Source organism: Anaeromassilibacillus sp. SJQ-5, from assembly GCF_054108045.1.
Map to the genome: position 1 here is coordinate 1,443,551 of NZ_JBPJWQ010000001.1, position 22,042 is coordinate 1,465,592.

A 22,042-nucleotide genomic window follows, 5' to 3' on the forward strand; every position below is an offset into this window, starting at 1 on the left:
GGAGGTACCCAATGGAAAAGGACAGAAAACCGGGCGGCCTGCCGCCCATGGATGACGATATGGCCAACGAGCTGGAGGTGCTCCGGCTGATGAAAGACTACCAGAGCGGCGGGAAAAGCGCCGAGGTAGACAAGGCCGCAGCTGAGGTGGAGAATCCCGCCGCGCCGCCGGAGGACGATGCCCCGGGAGCCTACGCGCTGGTGTTCGAGTCGCCGGAAGCCGGCGAGGAAGCGGCGGCGCCCCGGCAGAAATTCACCGACGTTCTGCTCGATATGCTGGGCAATGTGGTGCCGAAAAAAGGGGACGCGCCGCTGGAAATCGTGCGCAAGTGCGTGTTTCTCATCGCGCTGCTGGTGCTCATCGGCTCGGTGTCCTACATCGTGTATGACATGGTCATTGTGCCGGCCAACAACGACCGGCTGTACAGCACCCTGGACGAGATGTACGATCCCAACAACCCGGCGGCAGTGCTGGACAAATACAAGGACTTCCCCTTCCCCGAGGGCATCGACGACGCGTTCAAGAACATATACCCCATCAACACCGAGCTGCGGGGGTGGATCAAGTACAACTCCAACGCGAAAAACGATTTTCTGAAAATCAGCTATCCCATCCTGTATTCCGGGGATAACGACAAATATCTGACCAAGGATTTTTACGGGAACAACAACAAAAACGGCGCGCTGTTCTTTGACAAGCGCAACGTAATCGATACGCCTGCTTCTCATAACAAAGTTTCCATCATTTATGGGCATAATATGGCCAGCGGGCAGATGTTCTCCGGCATCAACAAATTTCTCAACAGCGTCTACAACGTGCGCTCCGCGCCGCTTATCACCATGAATACGCTGTACCATCGCAACGAGTACAAGGTATTCGCCGTGGTCATGATTGACAACGCCGAGAAGGAGAGCCGGTACCGCTTCAACTATCTGCGCACCGATTTTTCCGGGGACGCGGATTTCCTCAATTTTGTCAACGAGCTGCGGGCTCATTCGATTTACGACTATAACAGCGTGGACGTGACGGCGGACGACGATCTGCTCATTCTCTCCACCTGCACCAACAAAAGCGTGCTGGACGACGGCCGTCTGGCCGTGGTGGCCCGCCGGGTGCGGGACGGGGAGGCCAACACCGTGGACACCTCCCGCATCGTGAAAAATGACGACGCGATCATGCCTTATCAATGGTATCTCAATCAAAAGCAGGATCCTCATCCCTTCTATACGGATCCCAGTTATGTGATCCCCACCGTGAACGTCACCACCACCTCGAGCGGCGGCACCGGCACTCTGCCGGCGGGCACCACCGCAAGCACCACCCCCACCGAGGGGAGCACCGGCACGACGCTGGGTGAGTCGACCACGAAGCCCACCACCACAACGCCGGTGACGCCGGGCACCACGTCCGGCAACACGCCGCCGCCAACGACGGCCCCGACCACCACGACCACGACGGGAACGCCATCCTCCGAGACCCCCTCCAGCGGGGACACCGAGGCGCCGACGGAACCGACGAGCGAAGCGCCTACCGATCCGCCGACGGAACCTACCGAGCCGACCGACGCGACGACGAAACCGAGCACCGACCCCACAGAAGAAACGCCGGCGGCATGATGCGGCGGCATGAAAACACAAAAGAAACGGATGTAACGATGCATGGCAGACTGTAATGAAATCCTATTGATCAAATGCGGCGAGCTGGCTCTGAAGGGGCTGAACCGCGGCACCTTCGAGGCGGTGCTGATGAAGAACCTGCGCCGGCGGCTGACCCCGCTGGGCCACTTTCATCTGCGCAAGGCCCAATCCACCATTTATATCGAGCCGCAGGACGACGCGGCCGACCTGGACGAGGCCTGCGATCGGGTATCCCGGGTGTTCGGTCTTTCCGCTTTTTCCCGCGCCCGCATGGTGCCCAAGGAGATGGAGGCCATCCGCGAGGCGGCGGCGTCTTATCTGAAGCCGGCGCTGACACAGGCCCGCACCTTCAAGGTGGAGGCGCGGCGCAGCGACAAGGAGTTTCCGCTGAAATCCCCCGCCATCTGCGCCGACGTGGGCGGCTGTCTGCTGGAGGCTTATCCCCATCTGCGGGTGGACGTCCATCAGCCCGACGTGGTGGTGATGGTGGAAATCCGCGATTTCGGCGCCTATGTTCACGCGGCGCAGCTGCCCGGCGCGGGCGGCATGCCGGTGGGCACCGGCGGACGGGCGGCCCTGCTGATCTCGGGAGGCATCGATTCCCCCGTGGCCGGTTACATGATGGCCAAGCGGGGCATCGAGCTGACCTGCGTGCATTTCGCCTCCCCGCCCTATACCAGCGAGCGGGCGGAGATGAAGGTGGTCTCCCTTCTTGAGCAGGTGGCCCGGTACGCGGGGCGGATGGAGCTGCACATCGTCCCCTTCACCCACATCCAAGAGGAAATCCAGCGCAGCTGCCCGGAAGAGCTTTTTACGCTGATCATGCGCCGGTTCATGATGCGGCTGGCCGCTTCCATCGCCAAGACGGAGCAATGCGGCGCCCTGATTACCGGCGAAAGCGTGGGGCAGGTGGCCAGTCAGACCATTCCGGCCCTGGCCTGCACCGACGCGGTGGCCGACATGCCGGTGTTCCGGCCGGTCATCGGCATGGATAAGGATGAAATCATCGCCATTGCCCGCCGTATCGACACCTTTGATATATCGATCCAGCCCTACGAGGACTGCTGCACGGTGTTCACCCCCCGCCATCCCCGCACCCGGCCCAAGCTGGCCATGGTGGAGGAAGCGGAAAAGGCGCTGAACATCGACGCCCTGATGGCCGAAGCGCTGGCGGGTGTCCGCCGTCGCAGCATTTCCTAAGATTTTTCGGACAGCAACGCTTGGAGGTCATTATGAACGCTGAAATACTCACAGTGGGCACGGAACTGCTGCTCGGGGATATTCTCAATTCGAACAGCCAGTTTCTGTCCCGGGAGCTGGCCGCGTATGGGATACAGCTGCTGTATCAATCCACGGTGGGCGACAACAACGCCCGCCTTAAGCAGGTGTTGTCTCTGGCGCTGAGCCGCAGCGACATGGTGGTGATTACCGGAGGGCTGGGGCCCACGCCGGACGATCTGACCCGGGAAACCGTCTGCGAGGTGCTGGATATTCCGCTGATGCTGCACGAGGAGAGCTGGGCGCGCATCCAGGAATACTTTGCCAACACCGGGCGGGAGCTAAGCCCCAGCAACAAGAAGCAGGCCATGCTGCCCGAAGGATGCGTCGTCTTTCCCAACGATCACGGCACCGCGCCCGGCTGCGCCATCGAGCGGGACGGCCACGTGGTCATCCTGCTGCCCGGTCCGCCGGCGGAGCTCATCCCCATGTTCAACGATAAGGTAGCGCCCTATTTGTCCAAGTTTTCGGGCGGCACCATCTTTTCCCAAACCGTGGGTGTGTTCGGCATACCGGAATCCACGGTGGCGGAGCGGCTGGCCGACCTGCTGTCGGAGGCCAACCCCACCGTCGCGCCCTATGCCAAGGACGGAGAGGTCACGCTGCGGGTGACGGCCCGCGCCGCGGACACCGAAACGGCCAGGACGCTCTGCGCCCCCATTGTGGAGGAAATCCGCAAGAGACTCGGGGCTGCTGTCTACGGGGTGGACAGCGGCAGCCTGCAGAAAGCGGTGGTCACTCTTTTAAAGGAAAAGGGCAAGAAAATCGCCACGGCCGAGTCCTGCACCGCCGGTATGCTGTCGGGGCGTCTGACCGAGGTGTCGGGGGTTTCTTCTGTCTTTGAATGCGGCATCGCCGCCTATTCCAAGGAAATCAAGCATCAGGTTCTCGGCGTGCCCGAGGAGCTGCTGGAGAAATACGGGGCCGTCAGCGCCGAGGTGGCCAGCGCCATGGCCGTCGGCGCCCGGCGGGTGGGCCAGGCCGACCTGGGCATCGGTATCACCGGGGTCGCCGGGCCGGAAACCAGCGAGGGCAAGCCGGTGGGTACCGTGTTTATTGCCCTGGCGGATGAAAAGCGCACCTGGGTGAAAAAAATCGTGGCCGGGCATTCGGGCGGCGAGCGGGAATACGTCCGGTACATCGCCACCTCCCACGCGCTGGATCTCACCCGCCGCTATTTAGAAGCGCTTCCCGCCGTCATGGCGGGCGGCGAAACCCTGGAGGAGCCAAAGGAGGCAGCCCCGCAAATCCCCGTCGCCCCCAAATCCGGCAAGCAGCGGCGGTTTTTGGCCACCATTTTCCCTTGGAAAGGGGATTCTCTTAAGGAACGAGTATGGAAAATCGTCGCCTGGGTGGCGGTTCTGGCCGTGCTGGTGACGGGCGGGCTGCTGATCAATCAGTTCGTGCTTATGCCGGTGAGCAACCGGGCGCTGTTCGGTGAAATCCTGGAGATTTACGGGAACGATCCGGGCTCCCTCCCCCCCGACGTTCTGTCGAGCAAGAAATATCCGGAGGGCATGCTCTCCCGCTTCTATGGACTGTACGACCGGAACAAGGACATCGGCGGCTGGATAAAAATCGACGGCACCAACGTCAACTATCCCGTCATGAAGGATACGAGGAACCAGTTCTACCGCGATCACAACTACGACCGGCGCTATTCCCCCTACGGCGTGCCTTACTTCGACAGCACGGCCGCTTTGGTCAACGCGCAGTCCGTCAACCGGACGCTGACCATTTACGGCAACAACCTGCAGGACGGACAGATGTTTTCCGACGTGGTGCGCTATCGGGAACTGGATTTTCTGATTCAGCACCCCTTGGTGGAGATGAACACGCTGTTCACCAACGGCAAGTGGGTCCCCTATGCCGTCATGGTGCTGGATCGGAACGATACGGCCTTCTCGTATAACCGCACGACCTTTGCCGACGAAGCGGCCTTTCTTAAGTTTGTGGCCGAAACACGCGACCGTTCCCTGTACGACACGCCCGTACAGGTGGAAGCCAACGATTCCCTATTGTTCCTCTCTGTTCCGGCGGATGTAGAGATGAGGTTTTCCGGCGCGGAGATCGTGGTGGCCGCCCGCAGGCTGCGGGATGGGGAGGATGAAGCGATCCATCTGACGACCACGACCAAAAACAGCGACGTCATTATGCCGGAGGCATGGAGAAAAGCCAATCCTTCGGTAACAACGACCGCCCGTACCGCGCAATCCACCGCCGCGTCCCTCACCGAAGGCGCCAGCACGACGGGCACGGAGGGGGTATCCGGCGAAACCGGGGAATCCACCACGGTCACCGGCTCATCGGTACCGACCGGTTCACAGGACGGCACCACGTCCAGTTCCACCACGACCACCAGCCGGGCCTCTGTCACCACCACGACCACCGGCAGCACCTCGGCGCCGCCAAGCGGCGACGAGCCCCCGGAAACCACCATACGGGACGCCGTCGAGCCGGAAAGCGTTTATATCAAAAATTTCCGTTTATACGACGCCAAGGCCGATCAATTGCTGACCATCAGCACCGACCCGGCCAATCAGAAGAAAGAGCTGCAGCTGGCGCTGGCCCGCATCGTCAAGGCGGAAATGGGCAATGCCCGGACGGCTGTGAATTCCACCGCCGCCTGGGAGGCCCAGGCGGTGGCGTCCTACACCTACGTGCTGAATTACAACGCCTCCAAATCTGGCAAGGATTCGTATCCATTCAATTTTTCCACGGTTTCTCTGGATGTGGACGGCAACGAGAACGATCAAAAGATTTATCAGGCCGTGGGTAACGTATTGGGGATTAAAATTCTCGATGTGAAGCAGTCCGATCCGGCGAAAGCGCCGATTGAGGCCATGTATTTCGCCTCCTCCCCCGGCGTAACGGCCAATTCGGAGAACGTCTTCGTCTCAGCGCGGCCTTACCTGCGCTCGGTCGCGAGTACATATGACACCAAGACCTATATCGAGAAATACACGAACAATCCCTCCCTGGTCTCCACCACGTACAGCCTTTCCCGTTCCGACTTTGACGCACAGATGCAGAAGGCGTTCGGCGGCACCGTCAGCTATGACGCCGGGTTCCAGGTGGAATACGACGGCGGGCCGGGCAAATATGTCAAGACCAGCGGGTTTTATTGCATGAACGGCAGCGAAAAGCGCTATCTGGCCGGCAAGGATGTGCGCAAGGCGCTGGACAATTTTAACGGGCAGCGATTTTGGTCCCACTGTTTCCGGGTGGAGGCCTATAATAACGAGACCGTGACCTTCCAGGTGTGGGGCGCGGGACATGGCTGCGGCATGAGCCAGACGGGCGCCATGGGCTACGCCAACGAACTGCGTGTGTCCGACGGCGGGAAAATGCGCGGCTGGACATACGACGAAATCCTCACCCATTATTACAGCATCAACAAATCCAGCCGCCACCAGCTGGTCAAGCCCAACTGGAACGGCTGACGGCCAAGGAGGACGATCCCATGACAAAACCGGAAGAGCGCACCGTGGAGCGGACGGAACACAAATGCGGCGGGGACGGCCATGTCCTTATCGAACCCCTGCTGGGGGACAAGGAGATGGACGGCAAGGTCAAACTGTTCGCCCGGGTAACCCTGGAACCGGGTTGTTCCTTGGGGTATCACGAGCATCACGGCAACAGCGAAACCTACTATATTCTGACCGGCTCCGGCCGGTACAACGACAACGGTGCGATGCTGGACGTGGGGCCCGGCGACGTAACCTTTACCCCTTCGGGCAGCGGTCACGGGCTGGCCAACACCGGGAAAGACAATTTGGAATTTATGGCTTTGATCATCAACGGTGACTCCTAGATACCGCGTACCGAATTTATCTATTCAGTAAGCATAACAAAGCGTCCGGCGGAATGACCGCCGGACGCTTTTTATTCTTTGACGAAAAAGGCAAAGCCGGCGCAGCCGGGCCCGGCATGGGTGCCCACCACCGGGCCGATGCTGCAGCAATGGATCTGTCCGCAGCCATCGAGAAGAGACCCGGCCATATCCCGCAGTTCTTCCGCCGCGCCGGGCAGGTGGCTGTGTCCGAAGCAAACCGGCAGGGCGGGATCGATCCCTTCCTGTCCAGCCCGCTCCAGCACATAAGCGCAGCCGGCCTTCTGGCCCCGCACCTTATGCACGCAGACCACCTGGCCGTCCTGCACGCTGATAATCGGCTTAATCCCCAGCAGGGTGCCGAGCACCGCGCCGGCGGAGGATAGGCGGCCGCCAAGCCGGAGATATTTCAAATCGTCGATAACGGCGTACAGCCGCACCCGAGCCGCCAAACGGCCGATTTGTTCAGCGATTTCCGGCCCGGTGTGCCCGGCGTCCCGCAGAGCCGCCGCCTGCCGGACCAAAAGCGCCAAACCAAAGGTGACCTGCCGGGTGTCCACCACCTGGATGACCGCCTCGGGAAACTGCTCCTTTGCGATGCAGGCGGACTGATAGGTGCCGCTGAGCTCCTTGGCCAGGGGCAGCACCACAATCTCCTCCCCCGCTTCCACATAAGGACGAAACGCCTCCTCGAACTCCACCGGCGTAATCTGGGCGGTTTTGGGCAGCCGCTCCGATACGGCCAGCTTTTCATAAAACTCTTCCCGGGTAAGATTTTCGCCTTCTATATACCGTTCCTCATCAAAGAAAACCGGGATGCGCAGCAGCTCCACCTGCAGGGCTTCCAGCTCTGAAAACTCCAAATCACACGCGCTGTCCGTAAATATTCTGACGGCCATGCCTTACCTCCGTTTATTTTGATAATCAAACTAAACGGCATTGTACCATAGGCGGAACTATCTTGTCAACCACCGTCTGACCCGCTTTATTCCTCCGCTTTCCAGGGAATCATGCACAGCGCCTCGGCCACCGGCTCCCGCATCCAGACGGAAGGCGTGATGCGCAGCGTGAAGCCGTTGCCGCTTTCCGCCACACAATCGCTCATTTCCAGCTTGGGAAGAGCGTAGGCCATCATCAGCAGCATGATCACGCCGCCGTGGGTGCAGACCACCGCTTCGGTATCCCCCGAACGCATCAATTCCTGCACCAGCTCTTCGAAGGCCGCCATCACCCGCTTTTGAAAGGCGTCGGCATTCTCTCCGTCGGGAATTTTGACCCCGCTGTCTCCTGCCATCCAGCGTAGAAAAAGCGGATCGCTTTGCAGTTCCGCCACGCTGCGGCCGTCCCAGTCCCCGAAATCGCATTCCGCCAGCCCGTCCACCACTTCCTGCCGGCAGCCGGGATATAGCACCTCCAAGGTTTGCTTGCAGCGGGTCAGGGGGCTGGTGAAAAAACGAGCGGCGCCCGGGTAGGTATATTCCCGCTTGAGCGTCAGCAATTCGGCCAGCCCCTCCGGGGATAACGGCAGGTCGGTCATGCCGATGTACAGCCCCTTGGCGTTGGCTTCGGTCTGTCCATGTCGAATGAGGTGGATTTTGTAAGTTTTCATCAAATTTTCTCCTTAAAAATCACATTTTGACGATTTACAAAGGGTATCAAAATAGAGTATAATCGTAAACATACAGTATATGACTGGCTCTAAGCCTGCCCTTCCGCGATGAATTTTGAGGTATGCCGGAAAAGCGGGTTTGGGGCCAGATGCGCCGTTTTGAGGGCTCTCCCATATTTTGGCGCGCTTGCGGATTCCAAATTGTCTGCTGGAGGGTTTTCATGAACACCGCTTTTCCAAGAATCCTGACCCTGCTGCGCAAAGAGCGCGGCGTCAGTCAAAAGCAGGTCTCGGCCGATTTGCAGGTTTCACAGGCGCTGTTGTCCCACTATGAAAAGGGCATTCGGGAATGCGGCCTGGATTTCGTGGTACGGGCCGCCGATTATTACGGCGTCTCCTGCGACTATCTGCTGGGGCGTACGGCGGACAAAACCGGCGCGGTCATCGCCGTGGATGAAATCCCGGAAAACGACCCCGCCGCCCGGGACAATCAGTTTCGGGGCAGCGTTCTGCCGGTGCTGAACAAAAAGCTGCTGGTCAACTCGCTGCATATCCTGTTCGACCTGCTGCAGAAATGCAACAACAAGGCGCTGACCACGGAGGTTTCCTCTTACCTGATGCTGGCGGTTTACGCGGTGTTCCGCCAAATATATTCCGCCAATCCCAAGAACCCCGCCGCTATGTTTTCGGTGGAGGAATTTTTGTTTCTCCCCTCCCTGCTGGGGGAATCCGGCAAAGCGACAGCCCGCATTGGCCGGCTGACCCAAGGGTTCACCGTGGGCGGGGAACCGGGCGTGGCAGCGGACAAGCTGCCCGCCATACTGCCCGACGATATCTCCGCCCAGTACCCGCTCTTCGCCTCGTCCCTATTCAACCTGCTGCGCAACGCGGAAACCCGGCTGAAGGCCGAATAAAGCAGAAACAAGCAACCGACAGGCCGCGCACGGCCTGTCGGTTTTTTATATCGGATAACGGGCCGGCCTTACTCGCTTTTCCTGCGGCCAAGCTTATCCTTGTCCGAGGGGCGGCGCTTCTTCTTCTCAGGCGGGAGGGGCTTTTCGTCCCCCAAATCCCGGAAAACGGGTTTGGCCGGCGCGGCGGGTTCCTCCTCCGGGGCCGCCTCCGGTTCGGCCGACAGCGCAGCGGCCTTCTTCGGCTGGGCAAGCAGCCCCTTTTTCTTGGCGAAGGGAGGAAACACCAGGAAGGTCAGCACCGTGGTCACCGCCACGCACAGCACAAAGAAAATGCTGAAATACAGGTTATCGATGGAGAGCTGGATAGCGTCATACCGATAGGTGAAAAGCGCCGTACAGACAGCCACCACCAATTCCACGACGGAGACGATGCGCAGGGCCATGATGTCCCAGCCGTGCCCCCGCAGATAAGCCATGGCCAGCGCCGGGCAGAACCCCAGCAGCACCGACTGAAAAAACGCGCAGAGCAGCACCGCTACCTGCTGGAATATATACTCTTTTTCCAAGCTGCTGGCGTTATTGCCCAAAGAGGACAGGCCCATGATGCCGGTGACCGCCACCAGTATCAGGACGCCGAGGATAAAGGTAAGGGACACCACCCGCACCAGAATGCGGATGAATTTCTTATCCTCCCAGAAGGCTCTGACCAATATCATGCAGACGATGCTGATCCCCAACAGGACGGCGATGGTCGGCAGGTTGATGGCGGCAAACATGAAATAGAGGAAGCCCAGCACCAGCTGTCCAAAGGAGAAACCGACCAGCAGCTTCTTGTACAGGTCGGTATCCTCCTGCTTAATTTTCTTCGGCATATGTACTTGTCCTTTCCGAGCGTTTCGCTTGTTCATCTTATGGTTGGTATATAGGATATATTATACCGTTGATCCCATGAAATTGCAAGGCGACAATCCGCCGATTCCCACAGCGGTATTCTGGAAAAAAAGCCGGCAGCTCTCCGCTTAGACGGAAGGCTGCCGGCCGGGACGGGGGCCGGCTTTGGCCGGCAGAGCGGCCGGGCGCTTTTTCACCGCGGGTGCCAGCCGCCGGACAAAGATCGCCCGGGTGGTCAAAAACAAGGGGGATACGTATACAATAGGGATAACGAACAGGCAGGCGGCCAGCCAGCCGGAAAACCCCATATACATCCAAGCGGCGTCGCCGGTATTCCCCTTCATCAGCCGCCGGGAATCCCGCAAGGCCTCCCGCAGGGATGCCCCTTCGGCCAGCCGGAACTGGGCCGGCAGATAGCGCAGCATCATCAGCTGCTGCACCACCCAGCCTGCGGCCAGGGCGAACAGACCGAACAGGCCGCAGAACAGCCGGGTTACGTCCGTCAGCGACGAGGCGTCGCCGCTTACCCGCAGCACCTCGCTGTACCCCCACAGCAGGGTGGCGGGCGCGAAGCAGGCGAGGCCGTAGACGGTGCGCCAGCCCCACATGACCAGCCGCCAGCCCACCGCCTTGCCGTATCCCTTCCGATAAAAGCCCCAGATGGTGCGCACCGGCACCTTTGGCGTTTCCGGGCGCACAGGCACGAATTCGTGGGTGGCCGACTGAGGCACCGTCAGGCTGCCCGTATCCCGCACCGCCCGGAAGGCGCAGGTCGCCTCCCGGGCGCGTGCCTGTCCCTGCGTCAGCTGGTAATAATAAGCAGCCTCCCCCAAACGCAGAGGAGACACCAGCAGCAGATCCAGCATCGCGACGCCGGCGATGATGGCGGCATGCGGCCACAGGCCGGCATTTGCCAGCCAGTCGGGCACATGCACGGTTTCCGCCATGCCGATGCCGGTCAGCCGCAGCAGCAGCAATTCCAATACCAGCAAAAAAGCGCCCGCCGCCAGCATCGTCAGCTGGACCGTCACGGCGCCCGCCCATTGCCCTTTCAGGCACGCTCGCCCCCTGGCCGCCAGACGCATACTTAAAGCCCCGTCCTTTCGCATTTCTGTTGAAAAGAGAAGCGAAACGCCTTGACGCGTCCGCTCCGCCGTTTCCTTTAGTATGCCCGGCGTTGACGGAACCCATGCGCGGCTGCGGACAGATCACAGCAAGGCCCGCCGTTTTTTCGGCGGGCCTTCAGCTTGTCGACAAAGTCGACAAGCTGCTGGACGGGGACGCCGGATCACGGCGGCTCACTGACGTTCGCCTTGTTCCCTCTGTCCCCGCCAGTACCACCCTTGCTCTTGAAACCTGGCAGAAACACGCGTGTTTCCGCCAGGTTTCGCCTATAAGGTGTGTTTGCGAGGCACATGTCCTCGCAAACACAAATAGGTAACCCGCCTCCACTTTTTTCGTTTTCCGAATGGCGGATTCCCCTTTTTGACAGTCTCAAGGCCCGCCGAAAAAATCGGCGGGCCTTGCAAAGGGGATGCTTATTTGTCTTCTTCGCAGTGGTGACAGCCGCAGTCGCAGCCTTCCTCGTCACACTCGTCGATATCGAATTCCAGGTGTTCGCCGCAGTTGGGGCATTCGATGCTGCCCTCCATCAGGGTTTCCTCGTCCACGCTGAATTCTTCGTCGCAGTTGGGGCAGGTCACATCGTAAAACTCGCCGTCCCAGTCTTCGTCGCCGCATTCATCGCAGCCGCACTCGCATTCGTCGTCATCGTAAAAATCGCATTCCAGCGCATCCAGATCCTCGTCGATGGCATCCACTTGCTCGGTCAGCTCGGCCGTGTAATCCTCCAGATCCTCTACGCTCAGGGCCAGATCCGCCAGAACGTCGGTAATCGCTTTGAGCAGCTTGCCTTCCTTGGAATTCTCGTCGATGGCCATACCTTCGGCCAACCCTTTCAAATAGGCAACCTTTTCTGTGACAGTCATGTGCTGTCCCTCCTTTAATATTGAATATTTTTATAATTTGCGCACATCTTCGGGGAATTATGCACGCTCCATATACTCGCCGGTACGGGTATCCACCCGAATCATCTCCCCTTCGTCGATAAACAGGGGCACCCGGATTTCCGCCCCGGTCTCCAGGGTGGCGGGCTTGGTGGCGTTGGTGGCGGTGTCGCCCTTGAAGCCCGGATCGGTGGTGGTCACCTGCAGTTCCACGAAGTTCGGGGGTTCCACGCCGAAGACCTTGCCCTTATAGGACATGACCTTGCAGATCATGTTCTCCTTGACAAAGCGGAAGTTGTCAGACAGGATATCCTTGCCGATGGGCAGCAGCTCGTAGGTCTCGCTGTCCATGAAATAATACAAATCGCCGTCGTTGTAGGAGTATTCCATATCCTTTCTCTCAACGAAAGCGGTGGGATATTTATCGTTGGGGTTGAAGGTTTTTTCCACCACCGTACCGGCGATTACGTTGCGGATTTTGGTGCGCACGAAAGCGGCGCCCTTGCCCGGCTTGACGTGCTGGAATTCGATAATCTGATAGACGTTGCCGTCCATTTCAAACGTCACGCCGTTGCGAAAATCACCTGCTGATACCATTGTTATTCCTCCATTTTCATAACTGTATCCCATTCTACCGTATCGGCGGATAGATTGCAAGCCCCAAGTTCGAAAAACATGGCTTTCCACAGCAGAAACCGGCAGTTTTTGGGGATTCCGAAAGGTCTCTAGCGGCTCTCGGCCGGTTTATTCTGAAAAATCAGCGTTTTGCCGGCCGGCTTCAGCTTCTCCGCCGCCAGCCGGTACACCGCACGGGCCTCCTGCGGATGCGCGGCGGCATAGCGGTTGAAATCCCCGGCCAGGGTATCCACCCGCTCCGCCTCCTCCCCGCCGGTCAGCTCGTAGAAATCCAGCCAGCCGTCACCGCTGCGCAGGACGGGCGGCATGGGATAGGTGGGATCGCCCCCCAGCGTCACAACGTCTCCCGGCAGGAGGGCCGCCCAATCGGCCAGTGCCTGGGCCATCGCGGGCACAATCTCCTCCCCAGGCTCCGGCTTTTCCTCCGCAATAGGCTCGCGGAGGAGCTCTTTGAGCATGGTCGCATCCCCCAGGGCAAGCTGCAGCAGCGGCGACCAGTCGTTCTTATCCATCACAGCACCATCAATTCCTTCGGGCAGCCGGTCAGATTTTCGCAGCCGTCCGGCGTAATAAATGCCATGTCTTCGATGCGCACGCCGAATTCGCCCGGGATATAAATGCCCGGCTCCACCGTCACCACGCTGCCGGCCGCCAGCCTCTCCCCCGCCGCGCCGGGCGACAAGCGCGGCGCTTCGTGGATTTCCACGCCGACACCGTGCCCCGTACTGTGTCCGAAGCAGCCGCCGTAACCGGCCGCCTCGATAATCCGCCGGGCGGCGGCGTCCCCCTCGACGCAGGGAAGGCCGGCCCGCAGCACCGCCAGCGCCGCCTGCTGGGCCCGCAGCACGGTATTGTATACCGCCCGCTGCTTCTCACCGACGCGCCCCACCGCGACGGTGCGGGTCATGTCGGAATGCCAGCCGTCCACCACCGCGCCGAAGTCCATCGTCACAAAGTCCCCGGGTTCCACCGCCTTGTCCGACGGCACGCCGTGCGGCAAGGAGGAATTGGCGCCCGACACCACGATGAAATCAAAAGCGATCCCCTCCGCCCCCTGCCGGCGGATAAGGAATTCCAGCTCCAGAGCAATCTCCCGTTCCGTCCGGCCCGGACGGATATAGTCGAGTATTTTCTCAAAGCCGTAGGCGGTCAGCGCCTGGGCTTCCCGGATACGGCGCAGCTCATCCGGGGATTTGATCAATCGAAGCGCCTCCAGCCAGTCGTCCAGCTCGTCCCCATCCTCGACATCCCCCGACAGGGTCTCCCGCAGCTTCCGCCTTTCCCGCAGGGTCATCTGCCCCGCTTCCACCAGCAGCCTCCGGACGCCGTGCTTTTCCGTCAGTTCCCGCAGGGTGTCCGTCAGGCGCTGATAGCACAGGCATTCCATGGAACGGATTTGCCGGCGCGCCGCCTCGATATAGCGGAAATCCGTCAGGAAATACGCGGCGTCCGGCAGAATGAGAACACAGCCGTCGCTGGAGGGAAAGCCGGTCAGATACCGGCGGTTATGCGGCGAGGTAACCAGTGCGGCGCTGCCGCCGTCCGGAAGCCGGGACGCGAGGCGTTCCCAATACGTTGTCATCATATACCTCCCTCTTCCGCCCGCAGGCAGCCGATTTCGCGAAGTTTAGGCGGCTTCTACAGCAGCTCCCGCAGCGCGTGGAGCGCCAGCGTATAGCTTGCCGGCCCGAAGCCCGCGATCTGCCCCCGGCAGACCGGCGCAATGACCGATGTGTGCCGGAACTCCTCCCGGGCGTGGATATTGGACAGATGCACCTCCACCACCGGCAGCCGAATGGCCGCGATGGCATCCCGGATGGCATAGCTGTAATGGGTGTAGGCGCCGGCGTTCAGCACGATGCCGTCGTATACGCCCATGGCGGCGTGCAGCCGGTCGATGAGCGCGCCCTCGCTGTTGGACTGAAAGAAGTCCGCCTGCAGCCCCAGCGCCCGGGCCTGCTCCTCCACCCGCGCGCAGATGGCGTCGTAGCTCTCGTCGCCGTACACACCCGGTTCCCGCATCCCCAGCAAATTGAGGTTCGGGCCGTTCATGACCAATACCCTTTTGTCCGCCATCGCGCATCATCCTTTCGGCTGTGGAACGGACGAAAAATGCTGCCGATTCACATCGGCAGCACCTGCCAGCCTTTCTCCACGGCGTCCTATTTCTTTTTATCATACCCCAATTTCCTTAAAATAGCAAGAGGCGGCCGGACGGAAAAGCCCCCCGCCGAAATGGCGGGGGGCTCAGCGTGTCGACAAAGTCGACACGCTGCTGGACGGGGATGCCGGATCGCGGCGGCTCGTTATACTCGCCTTGCTCCCTCTATCCCCGCCAGTACCACCCCTGCTCTTGAAAAATAACGGAAACACACGTGTTTCCGTTATTTTTCGCCTATAAGGTGTGTTTGCGAGGCACATGTCCTCGCAAACACCGATTGGTAACCCGCCTCCGCTTTTTTCGTTTCACGAATGGCGGATTCCCTTTTTTGACAGACTGAGCACCCCGCCGAAATGGCGGGGTGCTTGAGGCTATTCGATGCCGTCGGTCTTGTAGATGAATTTCACGCTGCCGTCGGTTTCATCCGACGCGCCGGCAAAGGTCTGGTAACTCTTGGAGATGCGGATGACGGCTTTTACACGTTCCACGAGGACGCTGACGTCGCCATCGTACACCTCCGTCAGCTTTTTGATGCCGTTGTTGTTGAATTCCTTCATGCCGTCGGACAGCTGCATAGCGCCGGCTTTCAGCTCCTTCTCGCCGCCGATCAGGGCGGCGCCGCCCTTCTGCAGCTCCAGCACACCGGCTAAGAGCTGGTCGGCGCCTTTCGCTAAATCCGCCGCGCCGCCGGCCAGATCCGCCGCACCATCCTTCAGCTGGCCGCTGCCCGCGCCCGCCGCGTCCACGCCGGCGGTATACGTCCGCAGGCCGGTGTAGAATTCCTGATAGCTGTCCAGCTGCTTACGCAGCGTCTGGATGCTGTCCCGGCCGGCGGCCGCTTTCTGCACCGCTTCTTCAATTTGAGCCTGCACCTCGGCGCTTTTCATAGTATCCGCGATCAGCTGCTGGATTTGCTGCCGGACGGTGGTATCCACCTGATCCTTTATCGCGTCGGTGCCCATCTGTTGATCCACGGCGGCATTAACCGCGGCCTGTATCTCCTTGGGGGCCTGCGCGAACTGCTCCACGGTGATGGGCGGATGCAGCGTTTGCAGAACCGCCTCCAGCACGCGGTTTCGAACAACCGCCTGTACTTGGGCGCGCACGGCGCTTTCCTGCGCATTCACCGCCGCGGTGACCTTTTCCAACGCCGCCGCGTCGGCGGTCTTGCGCACCGCCTCCTCGCTGAGGGAGGCGAGGATCTGATCGAGAACCTTCGCGTAATTGTCGATCGTCAGCTTCGGCGTCTGCAGCCCGGCGGCGGCCAGCTGGGAATCGGCGGCGGCCAGGAGGGTGTTGAAGACGGTTTGAGCCCCCTCATTCAGGGCCGCGCTGTTTTTAGACAGCTGCTGCAGGCCGTCAGCCAGCTCGTTCGCGCCGGACTGCAAATCGGCGGCGCCGCCTTGCAGCTTCCCGGCGCCGGCGCTCAGCTCCTTGGCGCCGGCGGCCAGCTGGTCGATCCCCTTAATCAGGTCGCCCGATTTGGCAAGCAGGGAGCTTAGGCCGCCGTACAGCGCGGAGGAGCCGTCCACCAGTTTCCCGGCGGCTGCGCCGAGTTCATCGAGCGAATCGCCCAGTTGATTAAGATCGTTCAGCTTGTCGGGATCCAGTTCGTTAAACACATCGTTGGTGGCGATGGTCATGGTGGTCATGAGGGAAAACGCCGTCGCGTCGGCGGTGATTTCCACGCTGGAGGGAAGCTCCAGCCGATCCGCCGGAAGATTCAGATTCTCCTGCATACCGGGCAGGGCAAAGCCGATAACCACGCTCTTATCCCCGTCGCTGATAACCTTGCCGTTGCTGACGGTTACATTCTGGAAGTGATCGTTGTCCAGAATCATGCCGGTCAGCATCACGAAGGGCACATACAGCTCCTCCGTTTTTCCATCGATGGTCACCGGCTGCTTCTGGTTATTGGTGTAGGTAAAGGTCATGGTGACCTTGCCGCTTTTACCGGCCAGTTCCTCGGCGGAGATGCTGCGGCCGTCCAGTTTGTAAGAGATGGAGATGTCCACAGGCAGCTTTTTCTGGATCTCGCCCTGATAATAAATATCCTGCCCCTTCGCGTCCCACAGCCGCATATTGTCGGGGTTCATGGAATAGCCCTCGTCGCCTTTGACGTTCGTCACCTCGGACAGCTCGTTTTTGTCGGCGATTACGTCCTGCTTGAGCGTGTTTTTCAGCCAGTCGCTGACAATGATTTTCCTCACGGTGCCGTCGGCGTTGGCCAAGACGTATACCGTTTCTTCCTTTTGAACCGCGCCGGCCGGCTGCGGCTCCTTGGTTGCGGCGGAAGCCGGCGGCGCGGCGTCCGCCGGCTGCAGGGCCAGGGCGGCCCCCACGCCCACGGTCAGCAGCCCGCAGGACAGCAGGATGGCAAGAATTTTAACAGGCAGCTTATTTTTCATGACCGATACCTCCTTGAGACTGTTTGGGCCGCATGCCCAGGGTGGTTTTGCCTATCACTTTATCGAACAGCAGGAACATAGCGGGGAGAATGAGAATGACCGATAGCATACTGATGATGGCGCCGCGGGCCATCAGGTTGCACATGGAGCCAATCATATCGATATCCGAGTACAGGCCCACGCCGAAGGTGGCGGCGAAAAAGCCCAGAGCGCTGACGGTGATGGAGGGAATGGACGCGGACAGGGCCGTCCTGACGGCCTCATGCTTATCCCGGCCCCGGAAGCGCTCCTTTTTGTACCGGGTGGTCATCAGAATGGCATAGTCCACCGTGGCGCCCAGCTGGATGGTACTGATGCAGATGGGGGCGACAAAGGGCAGGGCCGTGCCGGTATAGAAGGGAATGCCCAGATTGATGAAGATGGCGAACTCAATGACCGCCACCAGGATGACCGGCAGGGTGACGGATTTCAGCACCAGGGCGATGATGATGAAAATCGCCGCGATGGAAATGATGTTGACCACCTTAAAATCCCGGTCGGTGACGGTGATCAGATCCTTGGTGCAGGGGGCTTCCCCGATGAGCATGCCGTTTTTGTCGTACTTTTTCAATACGGCGTTGATATCGTCCACCTGCCGGTTGACCTCGTCGGACGCCACTTTGTACCGGGAACTGACCAGCATGAGCTGATACTTATCGCTCTTAAGCAGACTGGTCAGCGACTCGGGCAGAACTTCCTCCGGAACAGCCGAGCCGACCAGGCTATTAAACCCGATGGCATATTTCACGCCGTCGACGGTTTCGATTTCGTCCATCATGGCCTTCGCGTCCTTGGCGGACAGCTTGGCGTCGGCCAGAATCATGTGGGTGGACGCCATATCGAAGGTCTCCTGCAGCTTCGTGGTGGCGACGATGTTCTCCATATCCTTGGGAAGGGCCTCGCTCAGCTCGTAGTAAACCTTCGCATTCCGGTAGCCATAAAACGCGGGAACCAGAGCAATGAGAAAAACCACCAGGAAAATCCAGGATCGCTTGGTGACAAAGCCCACGAACTTATCCATTTTGGGCAGGAGCGGGCGATGCCGGGTTTTCTCAATCAGCTTATCGAACACGAGAATCATGGCCGGGAGGATGGTGATACAGGCGATTACGCCCAAGACCACGCCCTTGGCCATGACCAGGCCCAAATCCCGCCCCAAGGTGAACGTCATGAAGCACAACGCCAGGAAACCGGCCACCGTCGTCACCGAGCTGCCCACCACCGACGTGATGGTGTTGGAAATGGCGTGGGCCATGGCCCGGTTTTTGTCCCCTTGAAAGCGGACCTTCTGCTCGGAGTAGCTGTGCCAGAGAAAAATGGAATAGTCCATGGTGACGCCCAACTGCAGAACGGCGGACAACGCCTTGGTTATGTAGGAAATCTCGCCCATAAAGAAGTTGCTGCCCAGGTTGTAGAGAATCGCCATGCCGATGCTCATCAGGAAGATGAACGGGATGACCCAGGAATCCATAAACAGCATCATAACCGCACAGGCCAGCACCACCGCCAGGGCGACGTAAATGGGTTCCTCATGCTCGCACAAGCCCTTTAAATCGGTCACCAACGCCGACAGACCCGAAACAAAGCACTGCTTGCCGGCCACCGAACGAATTTGCGATATGGCCTCCATGGTTTCATCCGCGGAGGTAGAGGTGTCGAAGAAAATCGCCATCATGGTGCTGTCGCCCCGGTTGAAGGCCTCATAAAGCTTATCGGGCAGCATTTCCATGGGAACGGACAAATCCACCAGGCTGTCGTACCACAGCACCGTTTCCACATGCTCGATCGTTTCGATTTTCGCCCTCATGGCGGCGATGTCCTTGGGCTCCATGCCTTCGACCACCACCAGGGAAAAGGCGCCCTTGCCGAATTCGTCCAGCAGAATGTCCTGCCCTTTTACCGTGTCCATGTCCCCGGGCAGATAATCCAGCATATCGTAGTTTATCCTGGTGTTCATCATGCCGAAAACCGATGGGATCAGCAGCAATACCCCAAGGATCAGAATCGGAATTCGCAGCTTGACGATCGCCTTGCCGAATTTGACCATAGATCGCTCCTCCTAATAAACTTGAAATATTTAAAATGAACAGCTGTTGACTTTTAGGCCTAGTTATATTATATTAATATTAGTTCAGAAAGCAATCACCAGATAAGTAATCAAGTGTGCGTTAATAATCATATCCCTTGTCCATTATTAAATAATAGACATAAAATTATAAAATTGTTGAGTAGCGAAAGGGAGAGCGGTCATGGAGGAAAAGAAAGTCGACAGGCGTGTCCGCAAAACAAAAAGGCAGCTTCGTCTCGCCCTGACGAAGCTGCTGCAGGAAAAACCGATTAAGGACATCACGGTACGGGAAATCGCCGACATGGTTGACATTAACCGGGGGACGTTCTACCTGCATTATAAGGATGTATACGATATGCTCGAGCAGGTGGAGGCGGAAATGTTCGAGGAATTCAATCAGATTTTGAACGCGCAGCCCTCCATCGTCAACGCGGAAAACCCTTACCCCATTTTGAACGATATCTTTCATTTCTTTATCAACTACTCCGACATGGCCATTGCGCTGTTGGGTCCCAACGGCGATCACGCCTTTGTCAACCGGCTGAAGGCCATTGTCAAGGACAAATGCTTTCAGGAAATCACCGCCGCGTATGAGGGCGCGCATTCGGAACGCTTCGAGTATTTCTATGAGTTCATCGTGTACGGCTGTATTGGATTATTCCAGCGATGGCTGGAAACCGGCATGAAGGAATCCCCCGAAGAAATGGCGCGGCTGGCGCAGCGAATCATCTCCTGCGGCGGGCAGGCCCTGAAATAAAAGGCGCCTATGATGAACAAAAAAGCCCGAGGGGAGAGCGATTTGCTCTCCCCTCGGGCTTTATCTTGCTGTATAAGCTTATTTGAATTCCTTGGAAACGATGACCTTGCCGGCCTTGTCCAGATACTCAACGGTCACGGACTCCGCGTCCGGCACCACGAGCTTCATGGCGGACAGGACGCTGGAGAAGGTGCTTTCCGTCGAAGCCAGCGCCTGCTCAAAGGTGGATTTCAGCAGCGACGTATCCCCGAGATCGATGGTATACTGATAGCTGTACACCAGGGACTTGCCCCGTGCGAACACCTTCATCTTCATGCCGCTGCTTTCCGTGGCGGCGGACATTTGATCAATGCTGTCCTGGATCGAGGCGATATACGCTTCCAACGTCATGCCGGCGGCGGAACCCTGCTCCTTGGTCGCCGCGGTTGTCGCCGCGGTGGTTTTCTCCGTCTTGTCGGCCGCCTCGGTTTTGGCCGTGGTGGTGGTAGCGACGGTGCTGCCCGGCGTGCTGCTGTTCGAATCGGTGCCGCAAGCGGCCAGAGACAGACAAGCGGCGAAGCAAGCAATGAGAGTCCATACCTTTTTCATTCGTTTTCCTCCTCAAATTTGTCCTACAAATGCATGAAAAATTCGAAATAACTCGCACTTGTTCGACAATTTCATGATATATCCTATCACAAAAAGCGGAAATTGTCGATTGATCTTTACAAAATTAATATTATTTAAAGAAATTCCAAAAGATTATACCGATCTTAGTTGGAAATACATCCAAAAAGTTATAAAAGTTCTGCGTCCCCCACTATCCCAGCCAAAGTATAACACAGCGTAAGACAACGCATGACGTGAAACCGACCATGCAATTCAAGATATCCATAAGAGATCTGCGTAATAAGTAGGCGCGTTGCGATTTCGTCGCAACGCGCCATAGAAAATTATTGACAGCAGGAGCCGCCGCAATCGCAGTTCATGGTGCTGTCACCCATGCATGCGGTTACCTGATAATGGACCGGAATGCGGATGTTCACCTTTTGCGTGACGACGATTTCACATGCGTCTCCGCAGTCGCATTCACGACAATTCACACAAGGCTCACCGCAGCATTCCACCGTTACCTCGCCAATACTCGCATCCGATTTCAATTCTACCGGAACGCTGATATCCGCATATTGGTAACCGATCTTTTCGCATCCATCCTGCTTGCATCCGCATGTCTCGGATGGAATAGAGGATTCCGGCTGGCAGGGGGTATCATAGGCCATTTCTTTCAAACCTCCTCTTTGCAGTTTCGACAGATGTCCTCAGCGGAAGCGTCAATACAGTCGACAAAGGTGTCGCCTACTACTGCCGTAGCGCCAAAGTTTACGGGAACCTCCACACATATCGTCTGACTCATGGTAAATGCGCAAACGCCGTTCTTTCTTCCGGGGCAGGGCATTTCGCCGGGAACAACAGCCGGCTCACCGCAGCACTTGGTCACCGTCTTTCCGGTATGCGCAAAAGGCGTGATAAGCACCGGGACACAAACAGCTACTTTCTGATAGCCAACAGCCGGGCAAGTGCCTTCAACCGGCTCTGACAGGTTAGCAGTAACTCCAGCCGAACAACTCGTACATTCTGACATGAGTATAACCTCCTTCCCGTAGGGGTATAGTACAGCTTATGCGGAATGGCACAATACGTTCCGGAATCCTCTTCTCTTGCGGAAAGCCGGTTTATCCGCTCTCTTATAGGGAATGTACGCCAGCGTCCCTCTGGTCTGTCTTTTATATGAACAGGCGGCAAAAAAGCGGGGGAAATCGTCGAATT

Annotated in this window: 19 protein-coding genes; 6 read left to right on the forward strand and 13 right to left on the reverse strand. The window is 58.6% G+C overall.

All coding sequences use genetic code 11. From position 1 onward, the window contains the following. Positions 1–11 precede the first annotated feature (11 nt). From ACSAMM_RS06290 to ACSAMM_RS06305, 4 genes are read left to right on the forward strand one after another with little or no spacing between them, the layout of a single operon-like run. A complete protein-coding gene (locus ACSAMM_RS06290) occupies positions 12–1,616 on the forward strand; it encodes a sortase domain-containing protein (RefSeq protein WP_457790525.1) in 1,605 nt (534 codons plus the stop codon). Between the two features lie 42 nt (positions 1,617–1,658). Continuing rightward, positions 1,659–2,837 carry a tRNA uracil 4-sulfurtransferase ThiI gene (thiI, locus tag ACSAMM_RS06295; RefSeq protein ID WP_457790527.1) on the forward strand — a complete coding sequence of 393 codons (1,179 nt, stop codon included), beginning with the start codon at positions 1,659–1,661 and terminating at the stop codon, positions 2,835–2,837. Positions 2,838–2,869: 32 nt separating this feature from the next. Further along, on the forward strand, positions 2,870–6,358 hold the full coding sequence (locus ACSAMM_RS06300) for a competence/damage-inducible protein A (protein WP_457790529.1): 3,489 nt from the start codon (positions 2,870–2,872) through the stop codon (positions 6,356–6,358). A gap of 20 nt (positions 6,359–6,378) precedes the next feature. Further along, complete coding sequence (locus ACSAMM_RS06305; RefSeq protein WP_178722125.1) at positions 6,379–6,729, forward strand: cupin domain-containing protein; 351 nt, start codon at positions 6,379–6,381, stop codon at positions 6,727–6,729. A 71-nt stretch (positions 6,730–6,800) separates the two neighbouring features. Here ACSAMM_RS06305 and ACSAMM_RS06310 read toward each other — a convergent pair whose 3' ends face one another. Continuing rightward, entirely contained in the window at positions 6,801–7,646 is an 846-nt protein-coding gene (locus ACSAMM_RS06310) for a DegV family protein (protein WP_457790531.1), read from the reverse strand. 86 nt (positions 7,647–7,732) lie between these two features. Beyond that, entirely contained in the window at positions 7,733–8,356 is a 624-nt protein-coding gene (locus ACSAMM_RS06315) for a histidine phosphatase family protein (RefSeq protein WP_178720550.1), read from the reverse strand. Between the two features lie 221 nt (positions 8,357–8,577). On the opposite strand from ACSAMM_RS06315, the gene ACSAMM_RS06320 reads away from it, so the two are divergent. After that, on the forward strand, positions 8,578–9,270 hold the full coding sequence (locus ACSAMM_RS06320) for a helix-turn-helix domain-containing protein (RefSeq protein WP_178720551.1): 693 nt from the start codon (positions 8,578–8,580) through the stop codon (positions 9,268–9,270). Positions 9,271–9,338: 68 nt separating this feature from the next. Here the strand turns inward: ACSAMM_RS06320 and ACSAMM_RS06325 are convergent, their stop codons facing one another. The 9 genes from ACSAMM_RS06325 to ACSAMM_RS06365 form a co-directional block, all read right to left on the reverse strand. Then, the gene (locus ACSAMM_RS06325) at positions 9,339–10,142 is read right to left on the reverse strand and encodes a hypothetical protein (RefSeq protein ID WP_178720553.1); all 804 of its coding nucleotides are present in this window, start codon (positions 10,140–10,142) and stop codon (positions 9,339–9,341) included. A gap of 147 nt (positions 10,143–10,289) precedes the next feature. After that, positions 10,290–11,246 carry a hypothetical protein gene (locus ACSAMM_RS06330; protein WP_178720555.1) on the reverse strand — a complete coding sequence of 319 codons (957 nt, stop codon included), beginning with the start codon at positions 11,244–11,246 and terminating at the stop codon, positions 10,290–10,292. A gap of 453 nt (positions 11,247–11,699) precedes the next feature. Next, a complete protein-coding gene (locus tag ACSAMM_RS06335; RefSeq protein ID WP_178720557.1) occupies positions 11,700–12,149 on the reverse strand; it encodes a CD1247 N-terminal domain-containing protein in 450 nt (149 codons plus the stop codon). A gap of 57 nt (positions 12,150–12,206) precedes the next feature. Further along, complete coding sequence (gene efp / locus ACSAMM_RS06340) at positions 12,207–12,764, reverse strand: elongation factor P (RefSeq protein WP_178720559.1); 558 nt, start codon at positions 12,762–12,764, stop codon at positions 12,207–12,209. A gap of 128 nt (positions 12,765–12,892) precedes the next feature. After that, entirely contained in the window at positions 12,893–13,318 is a 426-nt protein-coding gene (locus ACSAMM_RS06345; protein WP_457790535.1) for a hypothetical protein, read from the reverse strand. Next, positions 13,315–14,388 carry a M24 family metallopeptidase gene (locus tag ACSAMM_RS06350; protein ID WP_457790537.1) on the reverse strand — a complete coding sequence of 358 codons (1,074 nt, stop codon included), beginning with the start codon at positions 14,386–14,388 and terminating at the stop codon, positions 13,315–13,317. Before ACSAMM_RS06350 ends, ACSAMM_RS06345 begins: the two co-directional genes overlap by 4 nt. A gap of 53 nt (positions 14,389–14,441) precedes the next feature. Continuing rightward, complete coding sequence (gene aroQ / locus ACSAMM_RS06355) at positions 14,442–14,879, reverse strand: type II 3-dehydroquinate dehydratase (protein ID WP_178720563.1); 438 nt, start codon at positions 14,877–14,879, stop codon at positions 14,442–14,444. 456 nt (positions 14,880–15,335) lie between these two features. After that, complete coding sequence (locus ACSAMM_RS06360) at positions 15,336–17,372, reverse strand: hypothetical protein (protein WP_457790539.1); 2,037 nt, start codon at positions 17,370–17,372, stop codon at positions 15,336–15,338. Then, positions 17,362–19,458 (reverse strand): efflux RND transporter permease subunit, encoded by a 2,097-nt coding sequence (locus ACSAMM_RS06365; protein WP_457790541.1) that lies wholly within the window; start codon positions 19,456–19,458, stop codon positions 17,362–17,364. The genes ACSAMM_RS06360 and ACSAMM_RS06365 overlap by 11 nt, the downstream gene beginning before the upstream one ends. A gap of 202 nt (positions 19,459–19,660) precedes the next feature. Here ACSAMM_RS06365 and ACSAMM_RS06370 point away from each other — a divergent pair, with 202 nt between their 5' ends. Beyond that, complete coding sequence (locus ACSAMM_RS06370; RefSeq protein ID WP_178720569.1) at positions 19,661–20,236, forward strand: TetR/AcrR family transcriptional regulator C-terminal domain-containing protein; 576 nt, start codon at positions 19,661–19,663, stop codon at positions 20,234–20,236. A 78-nt stretch (positions 20,237–20,314) separates the two neighbouring features. Here ACSAMM_RS06370 and ACSAMM_RS06375 read toward each other — a convergent pair whose 3' ends face one another. Further along, entirely contained in the window at positions 20,315–20,824 is a 510-nt protein-coding gene (locus ACSAMM_RS06375) for a DUF4854 domain-containing protein (RefSeq protein WP_178720571.1), read from the reverse strand. 344 nt (positions 20,825–21,168) lie between these two features. Then, the gene (locus ACSAMM_RS06380) at positions 21,169–21,495 is read right to left on the reverse strand and encodes a hypothetical protein (RefSeq protein ID WP_457790543.1); all 327 of its coding nucleotides are present in this window, start codon (positions 21,493–21,495) and stop codon (positions 21,169–21,171) included. Positions 21,496–22,042: the final 547 nt, after the last annotated feature.

Bases quoted from the DNA above. Each gene is read 5' to 3' on its own strand.
- ACSAMM_RS06365 (WP_457790541.1), bottom strand. From the start codon at position 19,458: ATGGTCAAATTCGGCAAGGCGATCGTCAAGCTGCGAATTCCGATTCTG.
- ACSAMM_RS06315 (WP_178720550.1), bottom strand. From the start codon at position 8,356: ATGAAAACTTACAAAATCCACCTCATTCGACATGGACAGACCGAAGCC.
- ACSAMM_RS06350 (WP_457790537.1), bottom strand. From the start codon at position 14,388: ATGATGACAACGTATTGGGAACGCCTCGCGTCCCGGCTTCCGGACGGC.
- aroQ (WP_178720563.1), bottom strand. From the start codon at position 14,879: ATGGCGGACAAAAGGGTATTGGTCATGAACGGCCCGAACCTCAATTTG.
- ACSAMM_RS06325 (WP_178720553.1), bottom strand. From the start codon at position 10,142: ATGCCGAAGAAAATTAAGCAGGAGGATACCGACCTGTACAAGAAGCTG.
- efp (WP_178720559.1), bottom strand. From the start codon at position 12,764: ATGGTATCAGCAGGTGATTTTCGCAACGGCGTGACGTTTGAAATGGAC.
- ACSAMM_RS06305 (WP_178722125.1), top strand. From the start codon at position 6,379: ATGACAAAACCGGAAGAGCGCACCGTGGAGCGGACGGAACACAAATGC.
- ACSAMM_RS06335 (WP_178720557.1), bottom strand. From the start codon at position 12,149: ATGACTGTCACAGAAAAGGTTGCCTATTTGAAAGGGTTGGCCGAAGGT.
- ACSAMM_RS06375 (WP_178720571.1), bottom strand. From the start codon at position 20,824: ATGAAAAAGGTATGGACTCTCATTGCTTGCTTCGCCGCTTGTCTGTCT.
- ACSAMM_RS06320 (WP_178720551.1), top strand. From the start codon at position 8,578: ATGAACACCGCTTTTCCAAGAATCCTGACCCTGCTGCGCAAAGAGCGC.
- ACSAMM_RS06310 (WP_457790531.1), bottom strand. From the start codon at position 7,646: ATGGCCGTCAGAATATTTACGGACAGCGCGTGTGATTTGGAGTTTTCA.
- ACSAMM_RS06300 (WP_457790529.1), top strand. From the start codon at position 2,870: ATGAACGCTGAAATACTCACAGTGGGCACGGAACTGCTGCTCGGGGAT.
- ACSAMM_RS06380 (WP_457790543.1), bottom strand. From the start codon at position 21,495: ATGGCCTATGATACCCCCTGCCAGCCGGAATCCTCTATTCCATCCGAG.
- ACSAMM_RS06360 (WP_457790539.1), bottom strand. From the start codon at position 17,372: ATGAAAAATAAGCTGCCTGTTAAAATTCTTGCCATCCTGCTGTCCTGC.
- ACSAMM_RS06290 (WP_457790525.1), top strand. From the start codon at position 12: ATGGAAAAGGACAGAAAACCGGGCGGCCTGCCGCCCATGGATGACGAT.
- ACSAMM_RS06370 (WP_178720569.1), top strand. From the start codon at position 19,661: ATGGAGGAAAAGAAAGTCGACAGGCGTGTCCGCAAAACAAAAAGGCAG.
- thiI (WP_457790527.1), top strand. From the start codon at position 1,659: ATGGCAGACTGTAATGAAATCCTATTGATCAAATGCGGCGAGCTGGCT.
- ACSAMM_RS06330 (WP_178720555.1), bottom strand. From the start codon at position 11,246: ATGCGTCTGGCGGCCAGGGGGCGAGCGTGCCTGAAAGGGCAATGGGCG.